Origin of the sequence: Methylobacterium sp. Leaf102 (assembly GCF_001422425.1) — a bacterium.
Classification (GTDB): domain Bacteria; phylum Pseudomonadota; class Alphaproteobacteria; order Rhizobiales; family Beijerinckiaceae; genus Methylobacterium.
Map to the genome: position 1 here is coordinate 64,896 of NZ_LMMX01000040.1, position 23,060 is coordinate 87,955.

The following is a 23,060-nucleotide window of genomic DNA, read 5'->3' on the forward strand; positions in this document are numbered from 1 at the left end:
GGATCGTCCATGGATCACCCGGTCGCGTCTCCCAAGCGTTCGTCCGCCGCCGGCGGCTGGGGTGCGCTGAAAAGCTGTGGCAAGCATCTCCTCGGCAGCCGCGCACCGCTCTCGGGCGCCCGCGCCATGCTGAAGGCCAACCAGCCCGATGGGTTCGATTGTCCGGGCTGCGCCTGGGGTGACCCGGCGCACGGCTCCTCGTTCGAGTTCTGCGAGAACGGCGTCAAGGCGGTGTCTTGGGAAGCCACCGACAAGCGCACCCCGCCGAAGTTCTTCGCCAAGCACACCGTGAGCGAGCTGCGCGGCTGGACCGACTACGCCCTCGAGGGCGAGGGCCGGCTCACCCATCCCATGCGCTACGACGCCACCAGCGACCGCTACGTGCCGACCACCTGGCCCGAGGCCTTCGCGGCCATCGGCGCTGCTCTCAACGCCCTCGACCAACCCGATCGGGCCGAGTTCTACACCTCCGGCCGCGCATCCAACGAGGCCGCGTATCTCTACCAGCTGTTCGCCCGGCATTACGGCACCAACAACTTCCCCGACTGCTCGAACATGTGCCACGAGGCCAGCGGCATCGCCCTCCAGGCGGCCATCGGCATCGGCAAGGGCACCGTGCTGCTGGAAGATTTCGAGAAGGCCGACGCGATCTTCGTCGTTGGCCAGAACCCCGGCACCAACCATCCGCGCATGCTCGGCGACCTGCGCAAGGCCGCCCAGCGCGGCACCCGCGTGGTGGTGTTCAACCCCGTGCGCGAGCGCGGCCTCGAGCGCTTCGCCGATCCGCAGAACACCGTCGAGATGCTGCGCGGCGCGAGCGCGCCCGTGGCGAGCCACTATTACCAGCCGCGCCTCGGCGGCGACATGGCGGCCTTCCGTGGCATCGCCAAGGCGGTGTTCGCCGCCGACGATGCGGCGCTCGACGCCGGCAAGCCGTCCGTCCTCGACCGCGCATTCCTCGCCCATCACACCGCCGGGCTCGACGCATACCGGGCCGTCGTCGACGCCACCACCTGGCAGGCCATCGAGGATCAGTCCGGCCTGTCCCGTGCCGACATCGAGGTCGCGGCGCAGGTCTATCTCGGGGCCGACAAGGTGATCTGCACCTGGGCCATGGGCGTGACCCAGCACCGCCATTCCGTCGCAACGGTTCGCGAACTCGCCAACGTGCTGTTCCTGCGCGGCCATGTCGGGCGGCCCGGCACCGGCCTGTGCCCCGTGCGCGGCCATTCCAACGTGCAGGGCGACCGCACGGTGGGCATCAACGAAAAGCCCTCCGCCGCCCTCCTCGACGCCCTGGAGACCACGTTCGGCTTCACCGCGCCGCGCCGTCACGGCCACAACGTCATCGGCGCCATCGGCGCCATGCTGGACGGCTCGTCGAAGGCGTTCATCGGGCTCGGCGGCAACTTCGCCCGCGCCACGCCGGACACGGCCCTCGTCGCCAGGGCCCTCGCATCCTGCGAGCTCACCGTCCACATCGCGACGAAGCTCAACCACTCGCACCTCGTGCCGGGCCGCGTCGCCTACCTGCTGCCGTGCCTCGGCCGCACGGAGATCGACCGCAACGCCCGGGGCAAGACCCAGATCGTGACGGTCGAGGATTCCATGAGCATGGTCCACGGCTCGGGCGGCATCAACAAGCCGGCCTCGAAGGAGCTCCTGTCCGAGATCGCCATCATCGCCGGCATGGCGGCGGCGACCGTCGGTTCGGAGCGGGTCGACTGGGCGTCGCTCACGGAGGATTACGACCGGATCCGCGATCTCATCGAACGCACGATCCCGGGGTTCGCGGGCTACAACGTCCGGGTGCGGCGTCCGCGCGGCTTCATGCTCCGAAACCTCGCCGCCGAGTGCAACTTCGAGACCGAGACGGGGCTCGCCAACTTCTCGGCCGACGTGCTGCCGGAGACGACGGAGCACCAGCGCGCCAGCACGACGCCCGGCACCTTCGTGCTGCAGACCTTCCGCAGCCACGACCAGTACAACACCACCATCTACGGCCTCGACGACCGCTATCGCGGCGTCTACGGCGAACGCCGGGTGGTCTTCGCCCATCCCGACGACCTCGCGGAGATCCGCGCGCGCATGGGCGACCGGGTCGATATCGTCGGCAACCACGACGACGGCGTGACCCGGGTGGCGGAGAGCTTCCGCCTCGTGCCCTTCGACATGCCGCGCGGCTCGCTCGCGGGCTATTACCCTGAGCTCAACGTCCTCGTGCCGCTCTCGACCTTCGGCGAGGGCAGCGACACGCCGACCTCGAAGTCGGTGCTCGTCCACCTCCGCGCGCCGGCCGCCGCGTGAGCGAACCCCCGGCCGACGCCGAAACCTTCCTGGCGGTGACGGATTCCATCGCCGCCCTGCAGCCTGGGCTCTCGACCCTGGAAGCGGGCGTGCTCGCGGCCCTGCACCTCGCCCTCGCCGCCGACAGCCGCAGCTTTTCGCGCGTGTTCGGCGTCGAGCATGCCCTCGTGCTGCGGGCCGTCGAAGTCCTGGTCGGCGAGGCGGCGCTGCTGACGGTGATCGAGCGCGCCCCCCGCACCCAGCGCACACACTACGCGGTCACCGAAGCGGGCCGGGCGCTCCTCGACCACCTTCACGGTTGAGTGGCCCGGCCGTCGCGAGGCGCCCCTACTGCCCCTTGGCCGCGATGGCCTCCGACCAGTTCACCGCCCGGCGGGCCATGCCGATATGCTGCCGCTCGTACATGCGGCCCTCGATCTTGATGGCGCCGCGCTTCAGGTTCTCGGGCTTGTCGAACGCCTCGATGACGATGCGGGCGCGGCGCACCTCCTCCTCCGTGGGGGCGAAGCAGGTGTTGGCCGGCTCGATCTGGTTGGGGTGGATCAGGGTCTTGCCGTCGAAGCCGAGGTCGCGCGCCTGCTGGCACTCGGCGCGGCAGCCGTCCACATCGCCGATGTCGTTCCAGACGCCGTCGAGGATGATCAGACCCTCGGCGCGGGCGGCCGCGAGGGTGAACATCATCCACGGCAGCATCGGCACGCGGCCGGGCACGAGTTGGGCCCAGGTGTCCTTGGCGAGATCGTTGGTGCCGAGCACGAAACCGGTGAGCCGGGTGCGCCGGTCGCGCCGGGCTTTCGCGATGTCCTGAATGTTGAGGATGGCCGCCGGAGTCTCGATCATGGCCCAGACGGCGATGCTGTCGGGCGCCTCCAGGGCTTCGAGGTGGTTGGCGATGCTCTCCAGCACGGCGGGCGAGGAGACCTTCGGCATCAGGATCGCGTCGGGTCGGGCCTGGATCGCCGCCTTGAGGTCGGATTCACCCCAGGGCGTCTGGGGCGCGTTGACCCGGATGACGATCTCGCGTTTGCCGTAGCCGCCTTCCTTGACCGCCGCGCAGACCTGCTCGCGCGCGAGTTCCTTGGCGTCGGGCGCCACCGCGTCCTCGAGGTCGAGGATGAGCGAATCGGCGGCGAGGGTCCGGGCCTTTTCCAAAGCACGCTGGTTCGAACCGGGCATATACAGCACGCTGCGGCGGAGGCGGAGGTCGGACATCGCGGGTTCCTGTGAAATCGCCGCGCACCTTAATGCAACATCGGCGCCTGGGCACCCCGCACGGCCCCGCGAATGGCAGTTCCTTCCCCGAATCGGGACGCGGGCGGACAGGGACTGCTATGATCTCGCCCGACGTCGCCGACGAAACCAAGCAAGGCAGCCGTTCTGCCGCGGCTCGTCGATCCCGAAGAGTGAGAGTGCCATGCCGTTGATCCGCTTCGATCTCATCGAAGGCCGTACCGAGGCCGAGCTGAAGACCCTGCTCGATGCGGCCCACGAGGCCATGCTGGAAGCCTTCCGGGTGCCGGCCGGCGACCGCTACCAGATCGTCACCGAGCACAAGCCGTCGCGGATGATCGTCGAGGATACCGGCCTCGGCATCCCGCGCACGAAGGACGTGGTGGTGGTGCAGGTGTTCACCCGCCCGCGTTCGCAGGAGATGAAGCAGGATTTCTATCGCCTGCTCACGGAGAAGTTGGAGGCCGCCTGCGGCATCGCTCCGGCCGACGTGATGGTGTCCTGCATGGTCAACAGCGACGCCGATTGGTCGTTCGGCCACGGCCGGGCGCAGTTCCTCACGGGCGAGCTGTGACGCCGGCCCTCCCCTATACCGCCCATGCGGACGGCGTGCGCCTCGCCGTCCGGCTCACCCCCCGCGCCGCGCGGTCCGGCCTCGACGGTCTCGTCGCCGGGGCTGACAGACGGATTGCCGTGCAGCTGCGCGTCGCTGCCCCGCCGGTGGAGGGCGCCGCCAACGCGGCCTTGATCGGCTACCTTGCCGAGGTCCTGGAGCTGCGGCGCAGCGAGATCCGCATCGTCTCGGGCGAGACGGCTCGTCGGAAGGTGGTGGCGCTCGCGGGCGATCCCGTCGTTCTGAGCGGCCGCATCGGCGAGTGGATCGCGGCCGCGCCCCTGCGCCGATAAGTCAGAACAGGCGCCCGCCGTTCGGCACGGGTTTGTCCGGCGCGAACAACACCACCGCCCCGTCGGCGTCGGGAAAGCCCAGGGTCAGCACCTCGGACCGGAACGGCCCGATCTGCCGGGGCGGAAAATTCACCACGGCGGCGACCTGACGGCCGGGCAGGTCCTCGGCCCGGTAATGCTCGGTGATCTGGGCGCTCGACCGCTTCCGGCCGATGCTGCCGCCGAAATCGATGACGAGCTTCAGGGCGGCTTTGTGAGCCTCCGGGAACGGCTCGGCCGACACGATGGTGCCGACCCGGATATCCACGGCGAGGAACGCGTCGAACGCGATGGTCTCGGCCGCCGGGGCGTCGGGCGTGGGGCTGACGTGCATGACGACCTCGCGCGCCTCAGGCCGTGCGGACCTGCCGGCGCTTGTCCGCCGACGACCATTGCATCAGGGCGACCATGACCAGGATGGTGCCGAGGTAGACGAGGCCCTGGAGGACGCTCGGCCGGTCGGTGTAGCCCACGAGGGCGTGGAGCACGCGGCCCGCGAGGCTGTCCTCCCGCAGGATCGCGGTGGTGTTCCACAGGGGGCGATCGAGAACGGTGACGACGCCCGCGTTCACCAGGAACTGAGCGGCCTGCGAGGCGAGGCCGGCGGCGAGGAAGATGATCAGCGCGCTCGTCACCGAGAAGACGTAGCGGGTCGGGATGGCGGCGAGACCGAAATAGCTCACCCCCGACAGGGCGGCACCGGCCGCGACGCCTGCGAGCGCCCCGAGCTGGATATCGATCCCGGAGGTGCCGGATGCGACGAGGCCGTAGAGGAACAGCACGAGCTCGGCGCCCTCGCGCAGGATCGCGGCGCCGACCACGAGGGCCAGGGCGGCCGCCGTAGTCTGTCCGGTGCGGACCCTGTCGCCGGCCGCGCGCAGCTCCCCGGCGAGTTCGCGACCGTGCTTGCTCATCCAGGTGTTGTGCCAGATCAGCATCAGCACGGCGACGATGAGCACGGCGGCGTTGAGGATGTCCTGGCCGGCACCCTCGAAGGCGTCGGAGATTTTTTCCGCGAACAGCGCGATGAGGGCGGCGCCCGCCAGTCCCCCGACGATACCCAGGGCGATCCAGCGGCCGCGCCCACTGATCCCGCGTGTCGCGGCGAGCACGATGCCGACGATGAGGCCGGCCTCGATGACCTCGCGGAAGGCGATGACGAAAGCGCCGATCATGCGCGGATATCCTTGTGTGCGCGCCGAAGGGCCGCGCGGGTTACCAGATCCAGAACAGCAGCACCCAGCCGAACACCGAGAGGCCGCAGGCCGCCGCGATGGCGAGGGTGGCGGCGATCCGGCGCGCCCCGGCCGCGTAGAGCCCCGACACCCGCCAGGCGAGCCAGGTGCTCCACAGGCTGCTGCCGAGGAGGAGACCGCCGCGCAATTCGGAGACATAGGGGATGACGAGACCGTCGCCGCGCAGGAACGTCACGGTGAGGGCCGAGAGGCCGAGGAAGACGCCGCAGCCGGCGACCGGTATCAGCGTCTGGGTGAGGTGGTGGAACCGCTGGGTCGACCACGCCCCGAGGGCGCGGGTGCCGAGGGCCACGAAGCCCGACAGGGACGATCCGAGGATGAGGGCCGAGGCGACGATGTAGGCGAGCAGCAGCACGCCGTCGAGGAGGCTGAGCACGTCGTTGTGCTCGGGGTAGTTGGTGAGGACGAACCACGGCAGTGTCGTCTCCAGGGGCCAGGAGATGCCGCGCTCGATCAGGATCGTGGCGAGCCATTGCTTGACGTCGATGAACCACGGGCTCGACGACCACTGGAACGCGCCCACCGCGAGGCCCATCATGCCGAACAGGATAAGGGCGGTCTGGTCGAGGCTCGGCTCGTTGCCGGCGACGTTGACGATCTCGTGGATAGGCGACCGCCGGGCGAGGCGCACGGCCCCGCGATAGCCGCTGCAGCGTCCGCACATGTGGCAGGCCCCGGCGCCGTTCATGGTCTTTACCGGGACCAGGGGCGCGCAGTTGAAGCTCTCGCCCTTCGGCTTCGGCGATGCGCTCCAGGCCGCGTGATCGACCTGGAAGCTCACGGGGGCGAGCTTGGCCAGGACCGCGAAGACGCCGTTGACGGGGCAGAGGTAGCGGCACCACACCCGCTTGTTGCGGCCGTAGAGCAGGCCGACGGCGATGGCCGCCACCGTGGAACCGCCGAGCACGGCCAATACCGGTTTCGGGTAGCCGTAGACGCTGACCATCTGGCCGTAGACCGTGGTGCCGGCGAACGCCACGAACGGCCAGCCGCCCCAGGTGAGCCAGCGCGGCACGGCGCGGCCGAGGCTCCACCGGCTGGCGAATTCCGTGAGGGCGCCTTCGGGGCAGAGGATGCCGCACCACGCGCGCCCGACCACCACCATGCTGACCAGCACGAACGGCCACCAGATGCCCCAGAACGCGAACTGGGCGAACACCGTGAGGTCGTTCCACAGGTGCGCCGTGCGTCCAGGGAGCGGCAGGAAGGCCGGGACCGCGACGAGGACGAGGTAGATCGCCACGACGACCCATTGGATCGTGCGGATGATGCCGCCGTTGCGCTGGAGCCACTGGCCGAGGCCGGCCAGCTTGGCATCGACCCAGGCCTCGCCCGGTGAAATGGAGGCCGATGCCGCCATGGGGTTCGCCATTCGGTCCGTTTCGCTGCCTACTTCGCCACGAGAGTGGCTTTGGAATCCGGGTGGAAGTCGTCGAACACGTCGTAGCGACCGGGATCGATGGTGCGGAACACGATGGACGAGGTGGCGCCGGCGGCGAGCGCCTTCTCGCGCTTCAGTTCGGTGCTCTCGAACTCGACGGGGGTCTTGCCCGTGTTGGTGATCTCGAGCTTGAACCGGGTGTTGGCCGGCACCTCGATGATTTCGGGGATGATCGCCCCGTCGCGCATCTCGACCTTGATGACCGGCAGGTCCTCGGCGCGGGCCGGCTGCCCGAGCGCGAGGGTGGCGGCCGCCGCTGCGGCGGCGAGAAGGTTCGGCAGCCGGGCCACGGTCAGTACGCGCCCTTCTTGCCGATGCCCGCGAAGGTGAAGTCCTGGATCAGGTCGAACGGCTTGAACCATTCGGCGACCCCGGTCTCCTTGTCGACGTGGCGGCCGAAATGCTGACCGGCCCCGGGGGGCGCCACCGTGAGCTTGAGGCGGTAGCGGCCGGGCCCGGACAGCTTGACGTTGTCGCCGTAATGCGGGCCGTCGTTGGCCACCATGGGCATGAGGGTGCCGGACACCTTCGGCCCCGTGGCGGCCTCGCCGTCGAGCTTCGTCAGCTCGAACGAGACGGCGAGCGAAGGCACCCAGTCCCCCTCGGCGAAGCCGTTGCGGTTGTCCTTGGCGGCGCGGATGTCGGCTTCGAGATGCAAGTCGGATTGTGCGGCGGCGCGCATCATGTCCGGCGGGTCCATCTCGATGGGCTGGAGGTAGACGGCGGCGACTTCGAGCCCGTTCTGGATCACGTGCGGACCGATGGGCGTCTCCTTCGCGTGAGCGGGAAGGACCGCACCGGCGGCGAGGAAGCCGGCGACGAGGATGGACGGCAAGCATCGGGCGGTGATGGAGCGGGCGGTCATGGATCTCTCGCACATCGGAGCTTCGCGCAGGGTATCGAGCGCGTAGACCAGCCGCACAAGCAAGCAAAGAGGCTTCTTCGTCACATTGTCACATCGGAATCATTCTAATTCGATGGTGGTTGGACCTTTTCGAAACAAAGCGGGTGCTCGCGTCCGATCTATTGGTTCCTGGTCTTTCAGCCCGAGGGGCGATTACGGTCACGCAACCTGTCGTACGGGCGCGGGCAGTCCCGGCTCGACCGCTGGGGAAAACGTTCGCGCCGTCAGGCCCGGATAGGCCAGGGCCTGACCGACGCCACGGCCGCCCAGCAGCAGCAGGAAAGCGGCCCACAGGCCGGCATTGCCGAGATCCAGCGCGTGGAACGCCAGCAGGGCGAAGCCATAGGTGACGCTGGCCCCGATCATCAGGTTGCGCATGGCGCGGGTCCAGGTGGCGCCGATGTAGATGCCGTCGAAGGCGAAGGGGAGCGCGGCGACGAGGGGCGCCAGGGCCGCCGGGACGAGGTAGGCCCGCGCCGTCTCGCGGACCTCGGGGTTCGTCGTCACCGCGTCGATGAAAGCCCCACCCGTCACGAGGAACAGGCCCGCGATGGCGGCCCCGAAGGCGAGGCACCAGGCGAGGCTCAGGCGCGCGGCGCGGCGGAAGCCCGCCTGGTCACGGGCGCCCACGGCCTGTCCGCACAGGGTCTCGGCGGCGGTGGCGAAGCCGTCGAGGAAGAAGCCGCCGATCATGAAGAGATTCCACAGGACGGCGTTGGCGGCGAGCACCACGTCGCCGGAGCGTGCGCCGAGGGCCGAGAACGCCGCGATGCAGGCGACGAGCAGAAGGGTGCGGATCATGACGTCGGCGTTGACGCTGAGCATCCGGGCGAGCGCCAGGGGATCGGCGACGATCCGCCATGGCACGCCGAACGGATAGGAGCCGAGTCGGGCGAGGACGAGGAGCCCCAGCCCGGTTCCAACCGCCTCGGCCACCAGGGTGGCGAGGCCCGCGCCCGCGACGCTCATGCCCGCGCCGAGCACGAGGGCGAGGGTCAGGGCGATGTTGACGAGGTTGATGGCCATCTGGAGCACGAGCCCGAGATCCGTACGGCCGCGGCCGAGCACGGACCCCAGGATGGCGTAGTTCGCCAGGGTGAAGGGCGCCGCGAAGATGCGGATATGGAAATAGTCCGACAGGCCGGCGATCACCGCCGGGCTCGCGCCGCTGATGGCGAAGGCGCCCTGCCCGATGGGCCCCTGCAGGATCACGATGACGAGGCCGACGAGGAGACCTGCGGCGAGCGCCCGCGCCAGGGTGCGGTCGACCTCCGCGCCGTCGCGGGCGCCCACCGCCTGCGCCGTCAGGCCGGCGGTCGCCATGCGCAGGGAGCCGAACGACCAGAAGATCGCGTCGAAGATCACGGCGCCGAGCGCCATGGCGCCGAGCAGGGCCGCATCGCCGAGCCGCCCGATCACCGCCGCACCGACGAAGCCGAGGAGCGGCGTCGTGACGTTGGCGACCGTCATCGGCAGGGCGAGGGACAGGACGCGCCGGTTCGTGGCGGGTGCGGGATGGGCTCCGCGGACGCTCATCGGCATGCCCTCATCGATATGCCCTCAATGACAGCCGCACCCGGTGCCGCAACTGCCGCCACCCGAACTCTCCGTCGGAGTCCCGGCCGGCTTCTTCGCCGGCCGCATGGCGGGATCGCGCGTCAGGCCTCGCTCGTCCAGCTCCGACAGGTAGGTGGCCCAGCGGTTCCGGTATTCACGGCCGAGGTCGTAGAGGTAGCCCCAGCCGAACAGGCCGGTGTCGTGCATGTCGTCGAAGGTAAGCTTCACGGCGTAGTTGCCGATGGGCTCGACCTTGAGGATCGCGACCTCGCGCTTGCCGCCGATCACCTTGCGCTCCGCCGGGGAGTGGCCCTGGACCTCGGCCGACGGGCTCGACACCCGCAGGTATTCCGCCGGCAGGGTGAAGCGCCCGCCATCCTCGAAGGCGACGATGAGGCTGCGCTTGTCGCCCGACAGCCGGATCTCCGTCGGCCAGCGCTCCAGTGCGGCCGGAGCGGGGGCGGGGGTTCGTTGATCGGGGGTCTGCTGGTCCATGTGGCAGTCTCCTTGTGGAGGGGGTGGTTCCACGTGCGGACACGTCGCCCCGGTGCGCGCTTGCCCGCGCGGGTGCAAGACCTCATATGCTTCTTCATGCTAGGTTCGTCACGCGACCAAACGCCAGTGCCTTCCCCAGACCAGGGTTCAGAGTTTCGCATGTGGGGTCCACGCACCGACGACGCGCCCGTGACGCCTGTCCCCGCGCCCTTGTCCAAGCCTGCGTCTGCGCCCTTGTCCGCGCCCGCGCCCTTGATCGACCCGTTCCAGCGGGCGATCACTTACCTGCGCATTTCGGTCACGGATCGCTGCGACCTTCGCTGCGTCTACTGCATGTCCGACGACATGAGCTTCTTGCCGAAACGCGACCTTCTCAGCCTCGAGGAGCTCGATCGCCTGTGCGCGGTGTTCATCGGGCGCGGGGTGAGGAAGCTGCGCATCACCGGGGGCGAGCCCCTGGTGCGGCGTGACATCATGCATCTGTTCCGCCGCCTGTCCCGCCATCTCGGCACGGGCGCGCTGGAGGAGCTGACCATGACTACGAACGGAACGCAGCTCGGCCGCTTCGCGCCCGAACTCGCCGACCTCGGGGTCAAGCGCGTCAACGTCTCCCTCGACACCCTCGACCCCGCCAAGTTCAAGGCCGTGACCCGTCGCGGCGATCTCAAGGTGGTGCTCGACGGCATCGCGACGGCCCGGCGCGCCGGCATCAAGGTCAAGATCAACGCCGTGGCGCTCAAGGGCGTCAATGAGGACGAGATCGCCGATATGATCGCCTGGGCGCACGGCGACGGCATGGACATGACCCTGATCGAGGTCATGCCGCTGGGCGAGATCGAGGGCGACCGCACCGATCAGTTCCTGCCCCTGTCGGTGGCCCGCGCGCGCCTCGAGAATCGCTACACCCTGACCCCCCTGCCGGACCGCACCGGTGGTCCGGCGCGCTACGTGCGCGTGGAGGAGACCGGTGGGCGCCTCGGCTTCATCACGCCCCTCACCCATAATTTCTGCGAGAGCTGCAACCGCGTACGCCTGACCTGCACCGGTCAGCTCTACATGTGTCTCGGCCAGGAGGACGCGGCGGATCTGCGCGCGGCGCTCCGTGCCTCTCCGGACGATGCCCTCGTCACGCAGGCTGTGGTGGATGCCATCGCACGCAAGCCGAAGGGCCACGACTTCGTCATCGAGCGGGCCCGCCCGGCGGCGGTGCCGCGCCACATGAGCGTCACCGGCGGCTGAAGACAGAGGGGTTTGACCCCTCGCCCCCGCCCACTTAGACCCCCGTCCAGCGTGCGTTCGAACGGTGGAGACGGTTGATGGCGAAGGTCGCGTTCCTGGGCCTCGGTGTGATGGGCGGCCCGATGGCGGGGCACCTCGCCCGGCACGGCCACCACGTCACCGTCTACAACCGGACGGCATCGAAGGCGGAAGCCTGGGTGAAGGCCCATGGCGGCGCGGCGGCGCCGACCCCGCGTCAGGCTGCCGAGGGCCAGGAGGTGGTCTTCGCCTGCGTCGGCAACGACGACGACCTGCGCGGCGTGACCCTCGGCAACGACGGCGCGTTCGCCGGCATGACGAAGGGCGCGGTCTTCGTCGACCACACCACGGCCTCCGCCGAAGTCGCCGGTGAACTCGCCGAGATCGCCAGCGCCGCCGGCCTTCATTTCATCGACGCTCCCGTGTCCGGCGGTCAGGCGGGAGCCGAGAACGCGGCCCTCACGGTGATGTGCGGCGGCGACGCCGCGACCTACGCCAGCGTCGAGGCCGCGATCCTGTGCTTTGCCAAGGCGAGCCGCCTCATGGGCCCGTCGGGCTCGGGCCAACTCACCAAGATGGTCAATCAGATCGCCATCGCGGGCGTGGTGCAGGGGCTGTCGGAGGCGATCCACTTCGCCAAGCGCGCCGAACTCGACGTCGACGCCGTCCTCGACGTGATCTCCAAGGGCGCCGCCGGCTCTTGGCAGATGGAGAATCGCGGCCGGACCATGAACGCGGAGAAATTCGATTTCGGCTTCGCCGTGGACTGGATGCGCAAGGATCTCGGCATCCTGCTGGCCGAGGCGCGCCGCAACGGCGCGAAGCTGCCGGTGACGGCCCTGGTGGACCAGTTCTACGCTGACGTCCAGGGCATGGGCGGCAACCGTTGGGACACGTCGAGCCTCATCGCCCGTCTGGAAAAGTAAGCCGCGCCTCGGCGTGGGTTTGGGCCGCCTCCGGGGCGGTCCATTCCCAGTCCGGTCCCATCTGGTGGCGGAACCAGGTGAACTGACGCTTGGCGTAGCGCCTCGTGTCGGCTTGTCCGCGCCGGATCGCCTCGGCCCGGTCGATGACCCCGTCGAGGTGGGCGATCAGGCCCGGTACGCCGTGAGCACGCATGATCGGTAGGAGCGGGTCGAGGCGGCGTTCTCGCAGGGCCGCGACCTCGTCGAGGGCGCCGTCCGCGAGCATCGCGGCGAACCGGGCGTCGATGGCCGCGCGGAGCGCCGCGCGTTCGGGGGCGAGGAACAGCTTCAGCAGCGGCAGCCCCGCGAGGGGACCGGGCGTCCGGCTGCCCTGGAAGCTGGCGATGGGTTTTCCCGTGGCGGCGAGGATCTCGAGGGCCCGCATGATCCGGGCCCGGTCGCTCGGCCGCAGGGCCTCGGCGCCGCCGGGATCGCGGGCGGCGAGATCCGCGTGCAGGGCCTCGGTTGCCCGGCCCTCGGCTTCGGCACGGATCGCGGTCCGCACGGCGTCGGGCACGGCCGGCAACTCCGACAACCCCTCTTCCAGGGCGCGGAAGTACAGTCCGGTGCCGCCGACGAAGATCGGCAGGCGGCCCTCCGCCCGCACCGCACGGAAAAGCGCGGCCGCCTCCCTGGCGAAATGTCCGGCCGAATAGTTGGTCGCGCCATCGACATGGCCGTAGAGGCGGTGGGGCGCCAGGGCCGCCTCCGCCTCGCTCGGCCGGGCCGAGAGGCGCCTGAGATCGCCATAGACCTGCATGGAATCGGTGTTGATCACCACGCCCCGGAACCGGCGCGCCAGGGCGGTGGCGAGGCCCGACTTGCCGGAGGCGGTCGGCCCTGCGATGAGGATGGCCGCCGGCCGGCCGTGCGCGTGTGCTGTGTCCGTGACCGGCGGCAAGGCGTGGAAGCTCCCTGATGTCCCTCGTCGCGATCCTGATAGCAAACGCGGCGCGTCCCGCCATCACCGATGCGGTCCTGGCCGAGACCCGCCGGGTGCTGCGCACGGAACATCAGCCGCGCATCCTCCACGGTGAGGTCGCCGCCGAGGTGCTGGTGCCGGGTGCCGCCGCCGATGCGCCCGCCCTCGCCCGGCGCCTGCGTGCGGCCTTCGCGTCCGAGCCCTTCGACGTCGCGGTCCTGCCCGCCGGCCCGCACCGGCGCAAGCGCCTGTTCCTCGCGGACATGGATTCCACCATGATCCAGCAGGAATGCATCGACGAACTCGCCGACACCGTGGGCCTGCGGGATCAGGTGTCGGCCATCACCGAACGGGCCATGCGGGGGGAGATCGACTTCGCTCCGGCCCTGCGCGAGCGGGTCGCGCTCCTGCGGGATCTGCCGGTCGGTGTCATCGACAGCCTGATCGCCGAACGCATCACCCTCATGCCCGGCGCCCGGACCCTGGTGCAGACGTGCAAGGCGCACGGCACCCACACCTGCCTCGTCTCCGGCGGCTTCACCCTGTTCACCGGGCCGATCTCGGAAAAAATCGGGTTCGACGAGGCCCATGCGACGACGCTCGGTGTCGCGGACGGCCGGCTCACGGGTTCCGTCCAAGAGCCCATCGTCGACAAGGCGACGAAGCGGGCCACCCTCATCAACTTGCGCAGCCGCTTCGGCCTCGACCCGGCCGAAACCCTGGCCGTGGGGGACGGCGCAAACGACCTCGACATGCTTGGCGAGGCGGGGCTCGGGGTCGCGTTCCGGGCGAAGCCCGCCGTCGCGGCCGCGGCTCATGTCCGCATCGACCACGGCGATCTCACCGCCCTCCTGTACCTGCAAGGGTATGGTGCGAGCGAGTTCGTGAACTGAAAAAGGCCGCCGTCCGGGGGGACGACGGCCTCTCTCGGAGGGCTTGCCGCGTCGAGGGTTATTCGAGGCCGAGGGCCACGAAGCGAACGTCGCCGGACGCGCTCGCCACCATGAGGAGGACCGACTTGCGGTTCTCCTTGCGCAGCTGCTCGACGCGCTTCGTCACCTCGGCCGGACTGTTCACCGGCTCCTGACCGACCTCGACGATGAGTTCGCCGGGCTTGATCTGCTTGTCGGCGGCGGTCGAATTCGGATCGACCCGCATCACGACGACGCCCTTGAGGCTGTCCTTGATGCCGTAGCGGCGGCGCAGATCGTCGGTGAGGTTCGAGAGGTTCAGTCCGAGCGCCTGACGCACGGCGCTCTCGGCCTCGGGCTGGCGGGCATTGGCGAGCTGCGGCTTCTCGTTGTCCTCCAGGCGGCCGAGGGTGACGGACTTCGTCGTCTCGGCGCCCTTGCGCACCACGATCACCTCGACGATCTTGCCGACGGGGGTCGCGGCGACGATGCGCGGCAGATCGCTCGACGACTTCACCGCCGTGCCGTTGAACTTGGTGATCACGTCGCCGACTTCGAGGCCCGAGACCTTCGCCGGTCCCTTCTCGTCGACGCCGGCGATGAGGGCGCCGCGGGCGCCGCCCTTGAGGCCGAGGGCCTCCGCGGTGGCGTCGTCCACGTTCTGGATGCGCACCCCGAGCCAGCCGCGCCGGACCTCGCCGAACTCCCGCAGCTGATCGATGACCTGGGACGCCGTGGCCGAGGGCACGGCGAAGCCGATGCCGACGGAGCCGCCCGTGGGCGACAGGATCGCCGTGTTGATGCCGATGACCTCGCCGTTCATGTTGAACAGCGGTCCGCCGGAATTGCCCTTGTTGATGGCGGCGTCGGTCTGGATGTAATTGTCGTACGGACCGGACTCGATGTTGCGTCCGCGCGCCGAGACGATGCCGGCCGAGACCGAGCCGCCGAGGCCGAACGGGTTGCCGATGGCGATGACCCAGTCGCCCGGCCGCATCTTCTCGGAATCACCGAAAGGCACGGCCTTCAGGGGCTTGTCGGCATCGGGCTTCACCCGGAGTACCGCGAGATCGATCTTCGGGTCCTTGCCGATGATCTCGGCCTTCAACTTGGTGCCGTTGTGCAGGATCACCTGGATGTCGTTGGCGTCGCCGATGACGTGGTTGTTCGTCACCACGATGCCGGACGCGTCGATGATGAAGCCGGAGCCGAGCGAGTTCGACTTGCGCGATTGCTGGCGCGGCGCCTCTCCGTCACCACCGCCGCCACCGCGACCGCCGCGCTTGCTGAAGAACTCCTCGAACAGGTCCTCGAACGGGGTTCCGGGCGGGAGTTGCGGGCCGCTGCGGGTGTTGGGCCGGGCCTCGACGGTGGTGGAGGCCGAAATGTTCACCACGGCGTCCGTCACCTGGTCGGCGAGGTCGGCCAGGGATTCGGGGCCCTTGGCATAGGCGGGTTGGGACAGGCCGCTGACGCCGAGCGGGCTCGCCAGGCTGACGGCGACGAGGACCGAGCACAGGGAGCGGCGCAGCGCTCGCAGGCGGGGCGCGGGAGCAGCGCGCGCGACGGAATCCATGATCGACCTCTTGGCTGAAACGTTGCTCTTAGATCGTCCCCCAGACCCGACGATCAAGGGGGCTTGTGCCCTTGCGAAAACGGCCGGCACTGAGGTGCCGGCCGCTTGATCGTTCTTCGACGAGAGATCGGCAGGCTCAGCGCCCGACCGAACCCGTCGCGCCCGCATCGGTCGCACCACGCGCGGCGGTGGCCGGGGACCGCCCCTGCGGATCGCTGAAGTAGCGGAAGAAGTCCGAGGACGGCGAGATCACGAGGCGGGTGTCGGAGCCCTTCAGCCCGGTCTCGTAGGCCTGCATCGACCGGTAGAAGCTGAAGAAGTCGGCGTCCTTGCCGTAGGCGGCGGCGAGGATGCGGTTCTTGTCGGCGTCGCCCTGGCCGCGCAGGGTCTCGGAGGTCTGGTTGGCTTCGGAGATCAGCACGGTCACGTCGCGGTCGGCCTTGGCCTTGATGGTCGCGGCGATCTGGTCGCCGTTGGCGCGGATGTCGGCGGCCTCGCGGTTGCGCTCCGTCGTCATGCGCCGATAGACGGCCGTGCTGTTCTGCGCCGGCAGATCCACGCGGGTCATGCGCAGATCCACGATTTCGACGCCGAGCTCCTTGGCCTGCCGGTTCACGTCGCCCTGGATCTGGTTCATCAGGTCCGAACGCTGGGTCCGCACGATGGCGTCCCGGGTCGAGCGGGCGAGCACGTTGCGCAGGGCCGAGTTGGTGAAGCTGGCGAGCAGGGTGTTGGCGCGCAGGATGTTGTTGGCGGACTGGTAGAACTTCAGCGGATCGATGATCCGGTAGCGGGCGAAGGCGTCCACTTCGAGGTTCTGGCGATCGGCCGTCAGGAGGGTCTGTACGGGCAGGTCGAGGTCGAGGACCCGCTTGTCGAACAGGACGACGTTGTCGAAGAACGGCACCTTGAAATACAGGCCCGGCTTGTCGGTGCCGGTCTGGTTCAGGACGGCGCGCACGCGGCCGAACTGAAGGACGAGAGCCTGCTGCATCTGGCCCACGGTGAAGACCGAGGCGTAGAGCAGGACGAAGACGGCCGCCGCCGCGATCATGAGGCCGGTGCGGATTGCGGGGTTGTTCATCGTGCGGCTCCACCGGTGCTACGGGCGCCGAACTCGGTGAGCGGCAGGACGGGGACGACGCCGGCGCCGGCATTGTTCACGCCGGTGCCGTTCTGATCGATGATCACCTTGTTCACCGAGCCCAGGACCCGCTCCATCGTTTCGAGGAAGATGCGCTCGCGGCTGATAACCGGGGCGACCTTGTAGGAATCGTAGACCTGCTGGAAGCGGGCGGCCTGACCGGTCGCCTCGGCGGTGGCCTGGGTCTTGTAGGCCTCGGCGGCCTGTACGATCTGCGCGGCCTTACCCTTGGCCTGCGGCAACTCGCGGCTCGCGTAGGTGCGGGCCTCGTTCTGGGCGCGCTCGGCGTCCTGCTGGGCGGCGTTGACGTCGATGAAGGCGGGACGCACTTCCGGCGGCGGGTTCACGGCGACGAGCTGGACCACTTCGATGCGGACGCCGGCGCCGTACTCGTCCAGCGCCTTCTGGGTCAGCTCCTTGACCTCCTGGGCGACGCTCGACTGCTCGTTCGTCAGGATCGCCTGGATGTTGCGGCGGCCGATGACTTCGCGCATGGCGCTTTCCGCGATGGCCTTGATGGTGCCTTCGGGGTTTTCGAGATTGAACACGAAGTCCGACGCTTTCAGCGGATTGATCCGCCACTGCACCTCGAAGTCGAGGTCGACGATGTTCTCGTCGCCGGTGAGCATCAGGCTCTCGTCGGCCTTATCGGTGCTGCGACCCTGCGGGCCGGCCCGGTAACCGATCTGAATGCTGTTGACCTGTCCGACATTCGGCTTGGTCACGGCCCCGATGGGATAGGGAAATACGTAGTTCAGGCCCTGACCGGTGGTGCCGGTATAGCGCCCGAACATGGTTTCGATGCCGACCTGCTGTGGGGCCACCGTGTAAAAGCCCGTGACGAGCCATGCCGCTGCAACGAGTCCGGCCGCGATGAGAATGCCGCGTCCGCCACCCATCGAACCACCCGGCAACACGCCGCGCAGGCGATCCTGGCCGCGCCGGAGCAACTCCTCGAGGTCCTGGGGCGTCTTGCCGCCGCCGCCCCCGCCGCCGCTTCCCCACGGGCCACCCCCGCCGCCATTGCCGCCGCTGCCCCGGCCCCAGGGCCCTCCCCCGTTGCCGCTACCGCCGCCGCTCTGATTGCTCCAAGGCATGCTCGCCGATATCTCCCGTTCCAGCAGCGTGTTCGCCGCACAAAGCTCACCGGGCACGAAGCCCACTCGCGCCGTTCGTTCACACTGTCACCCAGCGCGAACTCTACTCCATCGCGTGGACAGGAGTGTCGGACGGCCCCGATCGACCCGCACCACCTGCGAGCCCGCCCGCCGTCCTGTCAAGGTTGGACCGAAGGCGGTCGAACGATGCCGTTACGGACCTCTACGGCACTTGGGCATCGCCGATCCGAAAGACAACCGCCGGGGGAACCTTTGCGCATTGGGTCGCGGGTCGCGAGGCTCGGGGTCGCGGGGCTCGGGGTCTGGGATCGCGGGCCTTTGCGGGGCGAGATCCGGTCCGCCGGCTTCACGCGATCCGTTCCAGATCGACGAAGCTGAAGGCGCAGGCGTCGTGCGTGCCCGTCGGATGCGCCTCGCGCAGGGTCTCGCGAAAGGCGGCGCGGTCGAAGGGCGGAAACACCGTGTCGCCCTCCGGCGCCAGGGCGACTTCCGTCAGGTGGATGCGGTCGGCCTGCGGCAGGGCGAGCCGGTAGATCTCGCCGCCCCCGGCCACCATCAGTTCCCCGGCCGGGACGGCGGCGTCCACGGCCTCCTCCCAGCTCCCCACGGTTTCGATGCCGGGTGCGGTGAAGCCCGGATCGCGGGTGAGCACCAGGATGCGCCGGCCCGGCAGTGGGCGGCCGATGGACTCGTAGGTCTTGCGGCCCATCACCACGGGCTTGCCGAGGGTGAGCGCCTTGAACCGCTGAAGGTCGCTGCGCAGGCGCCAGATCAAGGCGTTGTCGCGGCCGATGACACCGTTTTCCGCGACCGCGGCCAGGAGGGTGATGCGGGGCCGCGCCATCAGACCGCCACCGGCGCACGAATGGCGGGGTGCGGCGCATAGCCTTCGATGGCGATGTCGTCGAAGCGGAAATCGAACAGGCTGGTCACCTCCGGGTTCAGCACGAGGCGTGGCAGGGGGCGTTCCTCGCGGGTGAGCTGCAGGCGGGCCTGATCGAGGTGGTTCACGTAGAGGTGGGCGTCGCCCAGCGTATGGATGAAGTCGCCGGGCTCCAATCCCGTGACCCGGGCGATCATCGCGGTCAGCAGGGCGTAGCTGGCGATGTTGAACGGGACACCGAGGAACACGTCGGCCGAGCGCTGATAGAGCTGGCACGAGAGCCGCCCCTCCGCGACGTAGAACTGGAACAGGCAGTGGCAGGGCGCCAGCGCCATCCGGTCGAGGTCCGCCGGGTTCCAGGCCGAGACGACGAGGCGGCGCGAATCCGGGTTGCGGCGGATTTCGTCGAGCACCCAGGCGATCTGGTCGACGCTGCCCCCGTCGGGTTTGGCCCAGGACCGCCATTGCCGGCCGTAGACTGGACCGAGGTCGCCCTGCGCATCGGCCCACTCGTCCCAGATGGTGACGCCATTGGCCTGAAGCGCCCGCACGTTGGTGTCGCCCGTGAGGAACCACAGCAATTCGTGGATGATGGAGCGCAGGTGCAGCTGCTTCGTCGTCACCAGGGGGAAGCCGTCCGCGAGACCGAACCGCATCTGGTGGCCGAACACCGAAAGGGTTCCGGTGCCCGTGCGGTCGTCCTTGCGGACGCCCTCGTCGAGGATGCGCTGGAGAAGCTGGTGATAAGCGTGCATCGCGGCTCCGACTGTGGCTCTCGAATAACGGGTCCCGGTCGTCGAGGCGAGATCATCCACGCCGTCCGCGCGGATTGTCCCTAACGATCCTCATCCCTCGGGCCAGAGCACCCAGGCGATCATGGCGAGGTTGCTCCAGGCGTGGAGGAGGATGCACGGCCACAGCCGGCCGCCACGCCAGCGCAGCCAGCCGAGTATCAGCGCCAGCGGCAGGAGCGAGATCGGCCGGGCGAGGCCGAAACCGTTGATGTGCGCACCCGCGAACAGCCCGGCGGTGGTGAGGATGGTGAGGACCGGACCGGCGCGGGTCAGACCGCGGGCGAAGACGAAGCCCCGCATCAGCAGTTCCTCCGCCACGGGCGCCAACACCACCACGGTGGCGAGCCACAGGACGATGCCCACGGCGAGCAGGGACGGCGACAGGGTGGCGTGGCGGGCCACCGGCGCGCCGAACATCGCCCCGGTCCCCGTGACCCAGGTGATATGGACGATGGGCCAGGCGACGAGGAGCCACCCGAAGGTCCGCCGCGGCAGGCGCGCATCGCGCGGGGCCGACAGGGCCAGGATCCGGCGCCAGTCGGGGCCGGCTGCCCAGCGGGCGGCGGCCAGAACGAGGAGGGCGAGGATGCCCTGGCGGACCGCATCGAGGGCGAGGGCCCGGACGGCGAACTGGCGCGGGCGCAGGGGACCGCGTCCGGCGGCCGAGAACGGATCGAGCCCGTCGATCCAATCGGCGCCGACCCGGACGATCACCAGGGCGATCACGCTCGCGGCACTGAGGAGGAAGGCGACCCACAGCACCATGGCGGCGATCGCGAGCCCGGCCCGCCCGATCGCCGGCCACCGCCCGATGGCGGCCGGGTCGTCGGGTTCGGCGAGGACGCGCGGATCGGGCTTCAAAAGCGGCCTGACTCTCTCTATGTTCAGGGGACAGACGACGCGTCAGCGATGGCGCGCCGTGGTCCCCGTGTCGGAGGGGCGTTCCGACCGCGCGACGGTACCCGGCACCTTCCATCAGAACCATGGGCCTTTGGACGCATCGCATGCGGTCTGGACAGGGTCCGGGTTCCAGCGGAAGGTCGAGGCCGTACAGGCATTATCGGAGTGACCCGGCAACGGCGCTCCGCTCGATTTTCATCCGACCCCGGTGCGCCTTTGGGCGCGCGACGGCGGCCAGGCACCGGGTATAAGCGACCGCAGATGGCAGACGATCTGATCCGTTACGATCTTCTGGTGCAGGACGCCCTGCGCGGCGTCGTGCGCAAGGTGCTCACCGACGCGGCCCGGGACGGGCTCGCGGGCGAGCATCATTTCTACGTGTCCTTCCGGACGGAAGCGCCCGGCGTGCGGATGTCGCAGCGCCTGCGCGAGAAGTACCCGCAGGACATGACCATCGTGCTCCAGCACCAGTTCTGGGATCTGGGCGTCAACGAGCACACCTTCGAGGTCGGGCTGTCGTTCTCGGGCGTGCCTGAGCGTCTACTGGTGCCGTTCGACGCGCTCTCGGGCTTCTTCGACCCCTCCGTCCAGTTCGGCCTGAAGTTCGACCTGACCGAGGGCATGGAGGAGGCCGTCGAGGCCGTCGACGACGACGTCACACCGCTCGCCACCGGCAAGACCGCCCCGCGCGGCGCCGCTTCCGAGCCGAGCGAGCTGAAGCCCAAGGGCACGGGTTTGGCGGCCATCGGCTCCAGCGTGCCGAAGATCGGTCCCGCCACCGCGCCGGCGCAGAGCGACAAGGACGCGGACGAAGCCGACAAGCCCGCCGCCAAGCTGTCCGTCGGCAAGGCGTCCGCTTCGAAGAAGGCCGAGGGTGAGGGCACCGAGGCCAGCGCCGAGGTCGTCAGCCTCGACGCGTTCCGTAAGAAGAGCTGAACCACCGGAACACCGGCCTTTCGGAGGCCGGTGTTTTCCCCTCTGTCGGTGCCGCGTTCAGGCTCGCCGTTCCACGCCCATGCGAAGGCCATGCTCCGGCCGCAGGGTGACCCGATGCAGAGGCGTGACCGGCGGGTGATCCGCCGCCATCCGCAGGCGCACGGCCCGGACGATGTGGGCGAGGACGATCACCGCTTCCTGCACGGAGAAGCTCTGGCCGATGCAGACGCGCGGCCCGGCCCCGAACGGCAGGTAGGCGAAGCGCGGGATGTCCTTGCGGGCCTCGCCGAGGAACCGATCCGGCACGAACGCGGCGGGATCGTCCCACAAGGAGCGGTGACGGTGAAGCACGTAGGGTGCCACCATCACGAGGGAACCCCGGGGGATCTTCACCCGACCGATGCGATCCTCCGCGATGGCCTGGCGGCTGAGGAACGGCACCGGCGGGAACAGTCGCATGGTCTCCTCCATGACGGCCTTGGTGAAGGGCAGCGCCTCGGCATCGAACCCCTCGCCCGCCGGCACGGCATCGACCTCGGCCTCGATTCGCGCCCGCGCACCGTCGTCCTGTGACAGGCAGTAGAGCGCCCAGGTCAGGGCATTGGCGGTGGTTTCGTGGCCGGCCGCGATGAACGTGACGATGTTGGCCTTCACTTCGAGGTCCGTCAGGCCCTTACCGGTCTCCGGGTCCTGCGCCTTCAGCAGCAGGGTCAGGAGGTCCGCCGGCGCACGATCGGCCGCGATGAGGGCGCGGCGCTTGTCGATGAGCGCGTCCACCACCTCGGCGAAGAACCGCACGGCGGGGCGTGCCCGCAGGCGCCCGATGCGCGGCACGAAGCTCGGGATCCCGAACACGTCGAGGGGATCGATGGGCCCGACGGCTTCGAGAAACCGCGTGATCGCCCGGCCCAACGCATCCGGGTCGCTCGCGAGGCCTTGGGTGAAGATCGTCCGCTCCAGCACGTCGAGGGTGACGCGGGTCATCTCCAGGGCGGCGTCGATGGTGGTCCCGTCCCGGCGCGCGAGCCGCCGGGCGATGCGAGCGCCGGCCGCGTTCATGGGTTCGGCGAAGCCGAGCACGTGGCGGGCGGAGAAGATCGGCGCCAGGGTGCGGCGCTGAAGCTTCCACTCCTCGTCCTCAGCCGTCAGCAGGCCGTTGCCGAGGCCCGGCGCCAGCACCCGGCGCTGCAGGTCGTCCTTGCGGTAGTTGGCGGCGTTCTCGACGTAGAGATAGCGGATCAGCGCCGGGTCGCTCACCACGGTGACGCGGCCCATGGCGCCGTCACCGGCCATCACGGGCTTCTCGAAATGGTCGTCGAGCCAGGTGGTGATCGGGTTGGCCCGCGCTGCCTTCAGGAAGGCGAGGAGGCCCATGGGCCGGCGCAGGGGGCGCGGCACGGCCGGGCGGAAGCGCGCGGGGGCGTCGGGCGGGCACGGGGCGGCGGCATCCATCATCGGCGTGTCATCGATCCTCGGTCCGGGGCCGGTCGCTCGAAAAGCGTTGAGACATCCACGGCAC

24 protein-coding genes are annotated in these 23,060 nt (G+C 69.5%); 8 read left to right on the forward strand and 16 right to left on the reverse strand.

Going from position 1 to position 23,060, the window contains the following annotated elements:
- The first annotated feature begins 9 nt into the window (after positions 1-9).
- Together ASF27_RS20075 and ASF27_RS20080 are read left to right on the forward strand one after the other, a co-directional pair.
- A complete protein-coding gene (locus tag ASF27_RS20075; RefSeq protein WP_056362903.1) occupies positions 10-2,307 on the forward strand; it encodes an FdhF/YdeP family oxidoreductase in 2,298 nt (765 codons plus the stop codon).
- On the forward strand, positions 2,304-2,609 hold the full coding sequence (locus tag ASF27_RS20080) for a hypothetical protein (RefSeq protein WP_056362906.1): 306 nt from the start codon (positions 2,304-2,306) through the stop codon (positions 2,607-2,609). The genes ASF27_RS20075 and ASF27_RS20080 overlap by 4 nt, the downstream gene beginning before the upstream one ends.
- Positions 2,610-2,634: 25 nt before the next feature.
- Here the strand turns inward: ASF27_RS20080 and ASF27_RS20085 are convergent, their stop codons facing one another.
- The gene (locus ASF27_RS20085) at positions 2,635-3,519 is read right to left on the reverse strand and encodes a CoA ester lyase (protein WP_056174490.1); all 885 of its coding nucleotides are present in this window, start codon (positions 3,517-3,519) and stop codon (positions 2,635-2,637) included.
- A 202-nt stretch (positions 3,520-3,721) separates the two neighbouring features.
- Between ASF27_RS20085 and ASF27_RS20090 the strand changes: the two genes are divergently transcribed.
- Positions 3,722-4,111 carry a tautomerase family protein gene (locus ASF27_RS20090; RefSeq protein WP_056268459.1) on the forward strand — a complete coding sequence of 130 codons (390 nt, stop codon included), beginning with the start codon at positions 3,722-3,724 and terminating at the stop codon, positions 4,109-4,111.
- Positions 4,108-4,443: a DUF167 domain-containing protein gene (locus tag ASF27_RS20095; RefSeq protein ID WP_056362910.1), complete on the forward strand. Its 336-nt coding sequence runs from the start codon at positions 4,108-4,110 to the stop codon at positions 4,441-4,443. Before ASF27_RS20090 ends, ASF27_RS20095 begins: the two co-directional genes overlap by 4 nt.
- Before the next feature lies 1 nt (position 4,444).
- Here the strand turns inward: ASF27_RS20095 and ASF27_RS20100 are convergent, their stop codons facing one another.
- The 7 genes from ASF27_RS20100 to ASF27_RS20130 form a co-directional block, all read right to left on the reverse strand.
- Entirely contained in the window at positions 4,445-4,816 is a 372-nt protein-coding gene (locus ASF27_RS20100) for a tRNA-binding protein (RefSeq protein WP_056362913.1), read from the reverse strand.
- A gap of 16 nt (positions 4,817-4,832) precedes the next feature.
- Positions 4,833-5,657, reverse strand: a complete 825-nt coding sequence (locus tag ASF27_RS20105; RefSeq protein WP_056362915.1) for an FTR1 family protein — start codon at positions 5,655-5,657, stop codon at positions 4,833-4,835.
- A gap of 40 nt (positions 5,658-5,697) precedes the next feature.
- A complete protein-coding gene (locus ASF27_RS20110) occupies positions 5,698-7,098 on the reverse strand; it encodes a 4Fe-4S binding protein (protein WP_056363126.1) in 1,401 nt (466 codons plus the stop codon).
- Between the two features lie 29 nt (positions 7,099-7,127).
- The gene (locus ASF27_RS20115; protein WP_056363128.1) at positions 7,128-7,460 is read right to left on the reverse strand and encodes a cupredoxin domain-containing protein; all 333 of its coding nucleotides are present in this window, start codon (positions 7,458-7,460) and stop codon (positions 7,128-7,130) included.
- Positions 7,461-7,471: 11 nt separating this feature from the next.
- Positions 7,472-8,044: an iron transporter gene (locus tag ASF27_RS20120; RefSeq protein WP_244481073.1), complete on the reverse strand. Its 573-nt coding sequence runs from the start codon at positions 8,042-8,044 to the stop codon at positions 7,472-7,474.
- Positions 8,045-8,242: 198 nt separating this feature from the next.
- Positions 8,243-9,619 carry an MATE family efflux transporter gene (locus ASF27_RS20125; protein ID WP_056363135.1) on the reverse strand — a complete coding sequence of 459 codons (1,377 nt, stop codon included), beginning with the start codon at positions 9,617-9,619 and terminating at the stop codon, positions 8,243-8,245.
- Positions 9,620-9,643: 24 nt separating this feature from the next.
- Complete coding sequence (locus ASF27_RS20130; protein WP_056174480.1) at positions 9,644-10,135, reverse strand: DUF971 domain-containing protein; 492 nt, start codon at positions 10,133-10,135, stop codon at positions 9,644-9,646.
- 96 nt (positions 10,136-10,231) lie between these two features.
- Between ASF27_RS20130 and moaA the strand changes: the two genes are divergently transcribed.
- A complete protein-coding gene (moaA, locus tag ASF27_RS20135) occupies positions 10,232-11,374 on the forward strand; it encodes a GTP 3',8-cyclase MoaA (protein WP_244474396.1) in 1,143 nt (380 codons plus the stop codon).
- 77 nt (positions 11,375-11,451) lie between these two features.
- Positions 11,452-12,318, forward strand: coding sequence for an NAD(P)-dependent oxidoreductase (locus ASF27_RS20140; protein WP_056362918.1), 867 nt, complete (start codon positions 11,452-11,454; stop codon positions 12,316-12,318).
- Here the strand turns inward: ASF27_RS20140 and miaA are convergent.
- Positions 12,296-13,258: a tRNA (adenosine(37)-N6)-dimethylallyltransferase MiaA gene (gene miaA / locus ASF27_RS20145; RefSeq protein WP_056362921.1), complete on the reverse strand. Its 963-nt coding sequence runs from the start codon at positions 13,256-13,258 to the stop codon at positions 12,296-12,298. The genes ASF27_RS20140 and miaA overlap by 23 nt on opposite strands.
- Positions 13,259-13,275: 17 nt before the next feature.
- On the opposite strand from miaA, the gene serB reads away from it, so the two are divergent.
- Positions 13,276-14,172, forward strand: coding sequence for a phosphoserine phosphatase SerB (serB, locus tag ASF27_RS20150; RefSeq protein WP_056362923.1), 897 nt, complete (start codon positions 13,276-13,278; stop codon positions 14,170-14,172).
- Between the two features lie 58 nt (positions 14,173-14,230).
- On the opposite strand, the gene ASF27_RS20155 is transcribed toward serB, so the two are convergent.
- The 6 genes from ASF27_RS20155 to ASF27_RS20180 all read right to left on the reverse strand — a co-directional run bounded on the left by ASF27_RS20155 (position 14,231) and on the right by ASF27_RS20180 (position 20,566).
- Complete coding sequence (locus tag ASF27_RS20155; protein WP_082479388.1) at positions 14,231-15,766, reverse strand: DegQ family serine endoprotease; 1,536 nt, start codon at positions 15,764-15,766, stop codon at positions 14,231-14,233.
- Positions 15,767-15,902: 136 nt separating this feature from the next.
- The gene (locus ASF27_RS20160; RefSeq protein WP_056174472.1) at positions 15,903-16,850 is read right to left on the reverse strand and encodes a protease modulator HflC; all 948 of its coding nucleotides are present in this window, start codon (positions 16,848-16,850) and stop codon (positions 15,903-15,905) included.
- Positions 16,847-18,007: an FtsH protease activity modulator HflK gene (gene hflK / locus ASF27_RS20165; RefSeq protein ID WP_056174470.1), complete on the reverse strand. Its 1,161-nt coding sequence runs from the start codon at positions 18,005-18,007 to the stop codon at positions 16,847-16,849. Before hflK ends, ASF27_RS20160 begins: the two co-directional genes overlap by 4 nt.
- 367 nt (positions 18,008-18,374) lie before the next feature.
- Complete coding sequence (locus ASF27_RS20170; protein ID WP_056174469.1) at positions 18,375-18,872, reverse strand: dihydrofolate reductase; 498 nt, start codon at positions 18,870-18,872, stop codon at positions 18,375-18,377.
- Positions 18,872-19,666 carry a thymidylate synthase gene (locus tag ASF27_RS20175; protein WP_056362926.1) on the reverse strand — a complete coding sequence of 265 codons (795 nt, stop codon included), beginning with the start codon at positions 19,664-19,666 and terminating at the stop codon, positions 18,872-18,874. The genes ASF27_RS20170 and ASF27_RS20175 overlap by 1 nt, the downstream gene beginning before the upstream one ends.
- A 90-nt stretch (positions 19,667-19,756) precedes the next feature.
- On the reverse strand, positions 19,757-20,566 hold the full coding sequence (locus ASF27_RS20180; RefSeq protein ID WP_244481074.1) for a CPBP family intramembrane glutamic endopeptidase: 810 nt from the start codon (positions 20,564-20,566) through the stop codon (positions 19,757-19,759).
- 300 nt (positions 20,567-20,866) lie between these two features.
- Between ASF27_RS20180 and ASF27_RS20185 the strand changes: the two genes are divergently transcribed.
- The gene (locus ASF27_RS20185) at positions 20,867-21,541 is read left to right on the forward strand and encodes a ClpXP protease specificity-enhancing factor SspB (protein ID WP_056174465.1); all 675 of its coding nucleotides are present in this window, start codon (positions 20,867-20,869) and stop codon (positions 21,539-21,541) included.
- A 57-nt stretch (positions 21,542-21,598) separates the two neighbouring features.
- Here ASF27_RS20185 and ASF27_RS20190 read toward each other — a convergent pair whose 3' ends face one another.
- Positions 21,599-22,996: a cytochrome P450 gene (locus ASF27_RS20190; protein WP_056362930.1), complete on the reverse strand. Its 1,398-nt coding sequence runs from the start codon at positions 22,994-22,996 to the stop codon at positions 21,599-21,601.
- Positions 22,997-23,060 lie beyond the last annotated feature (64 nt).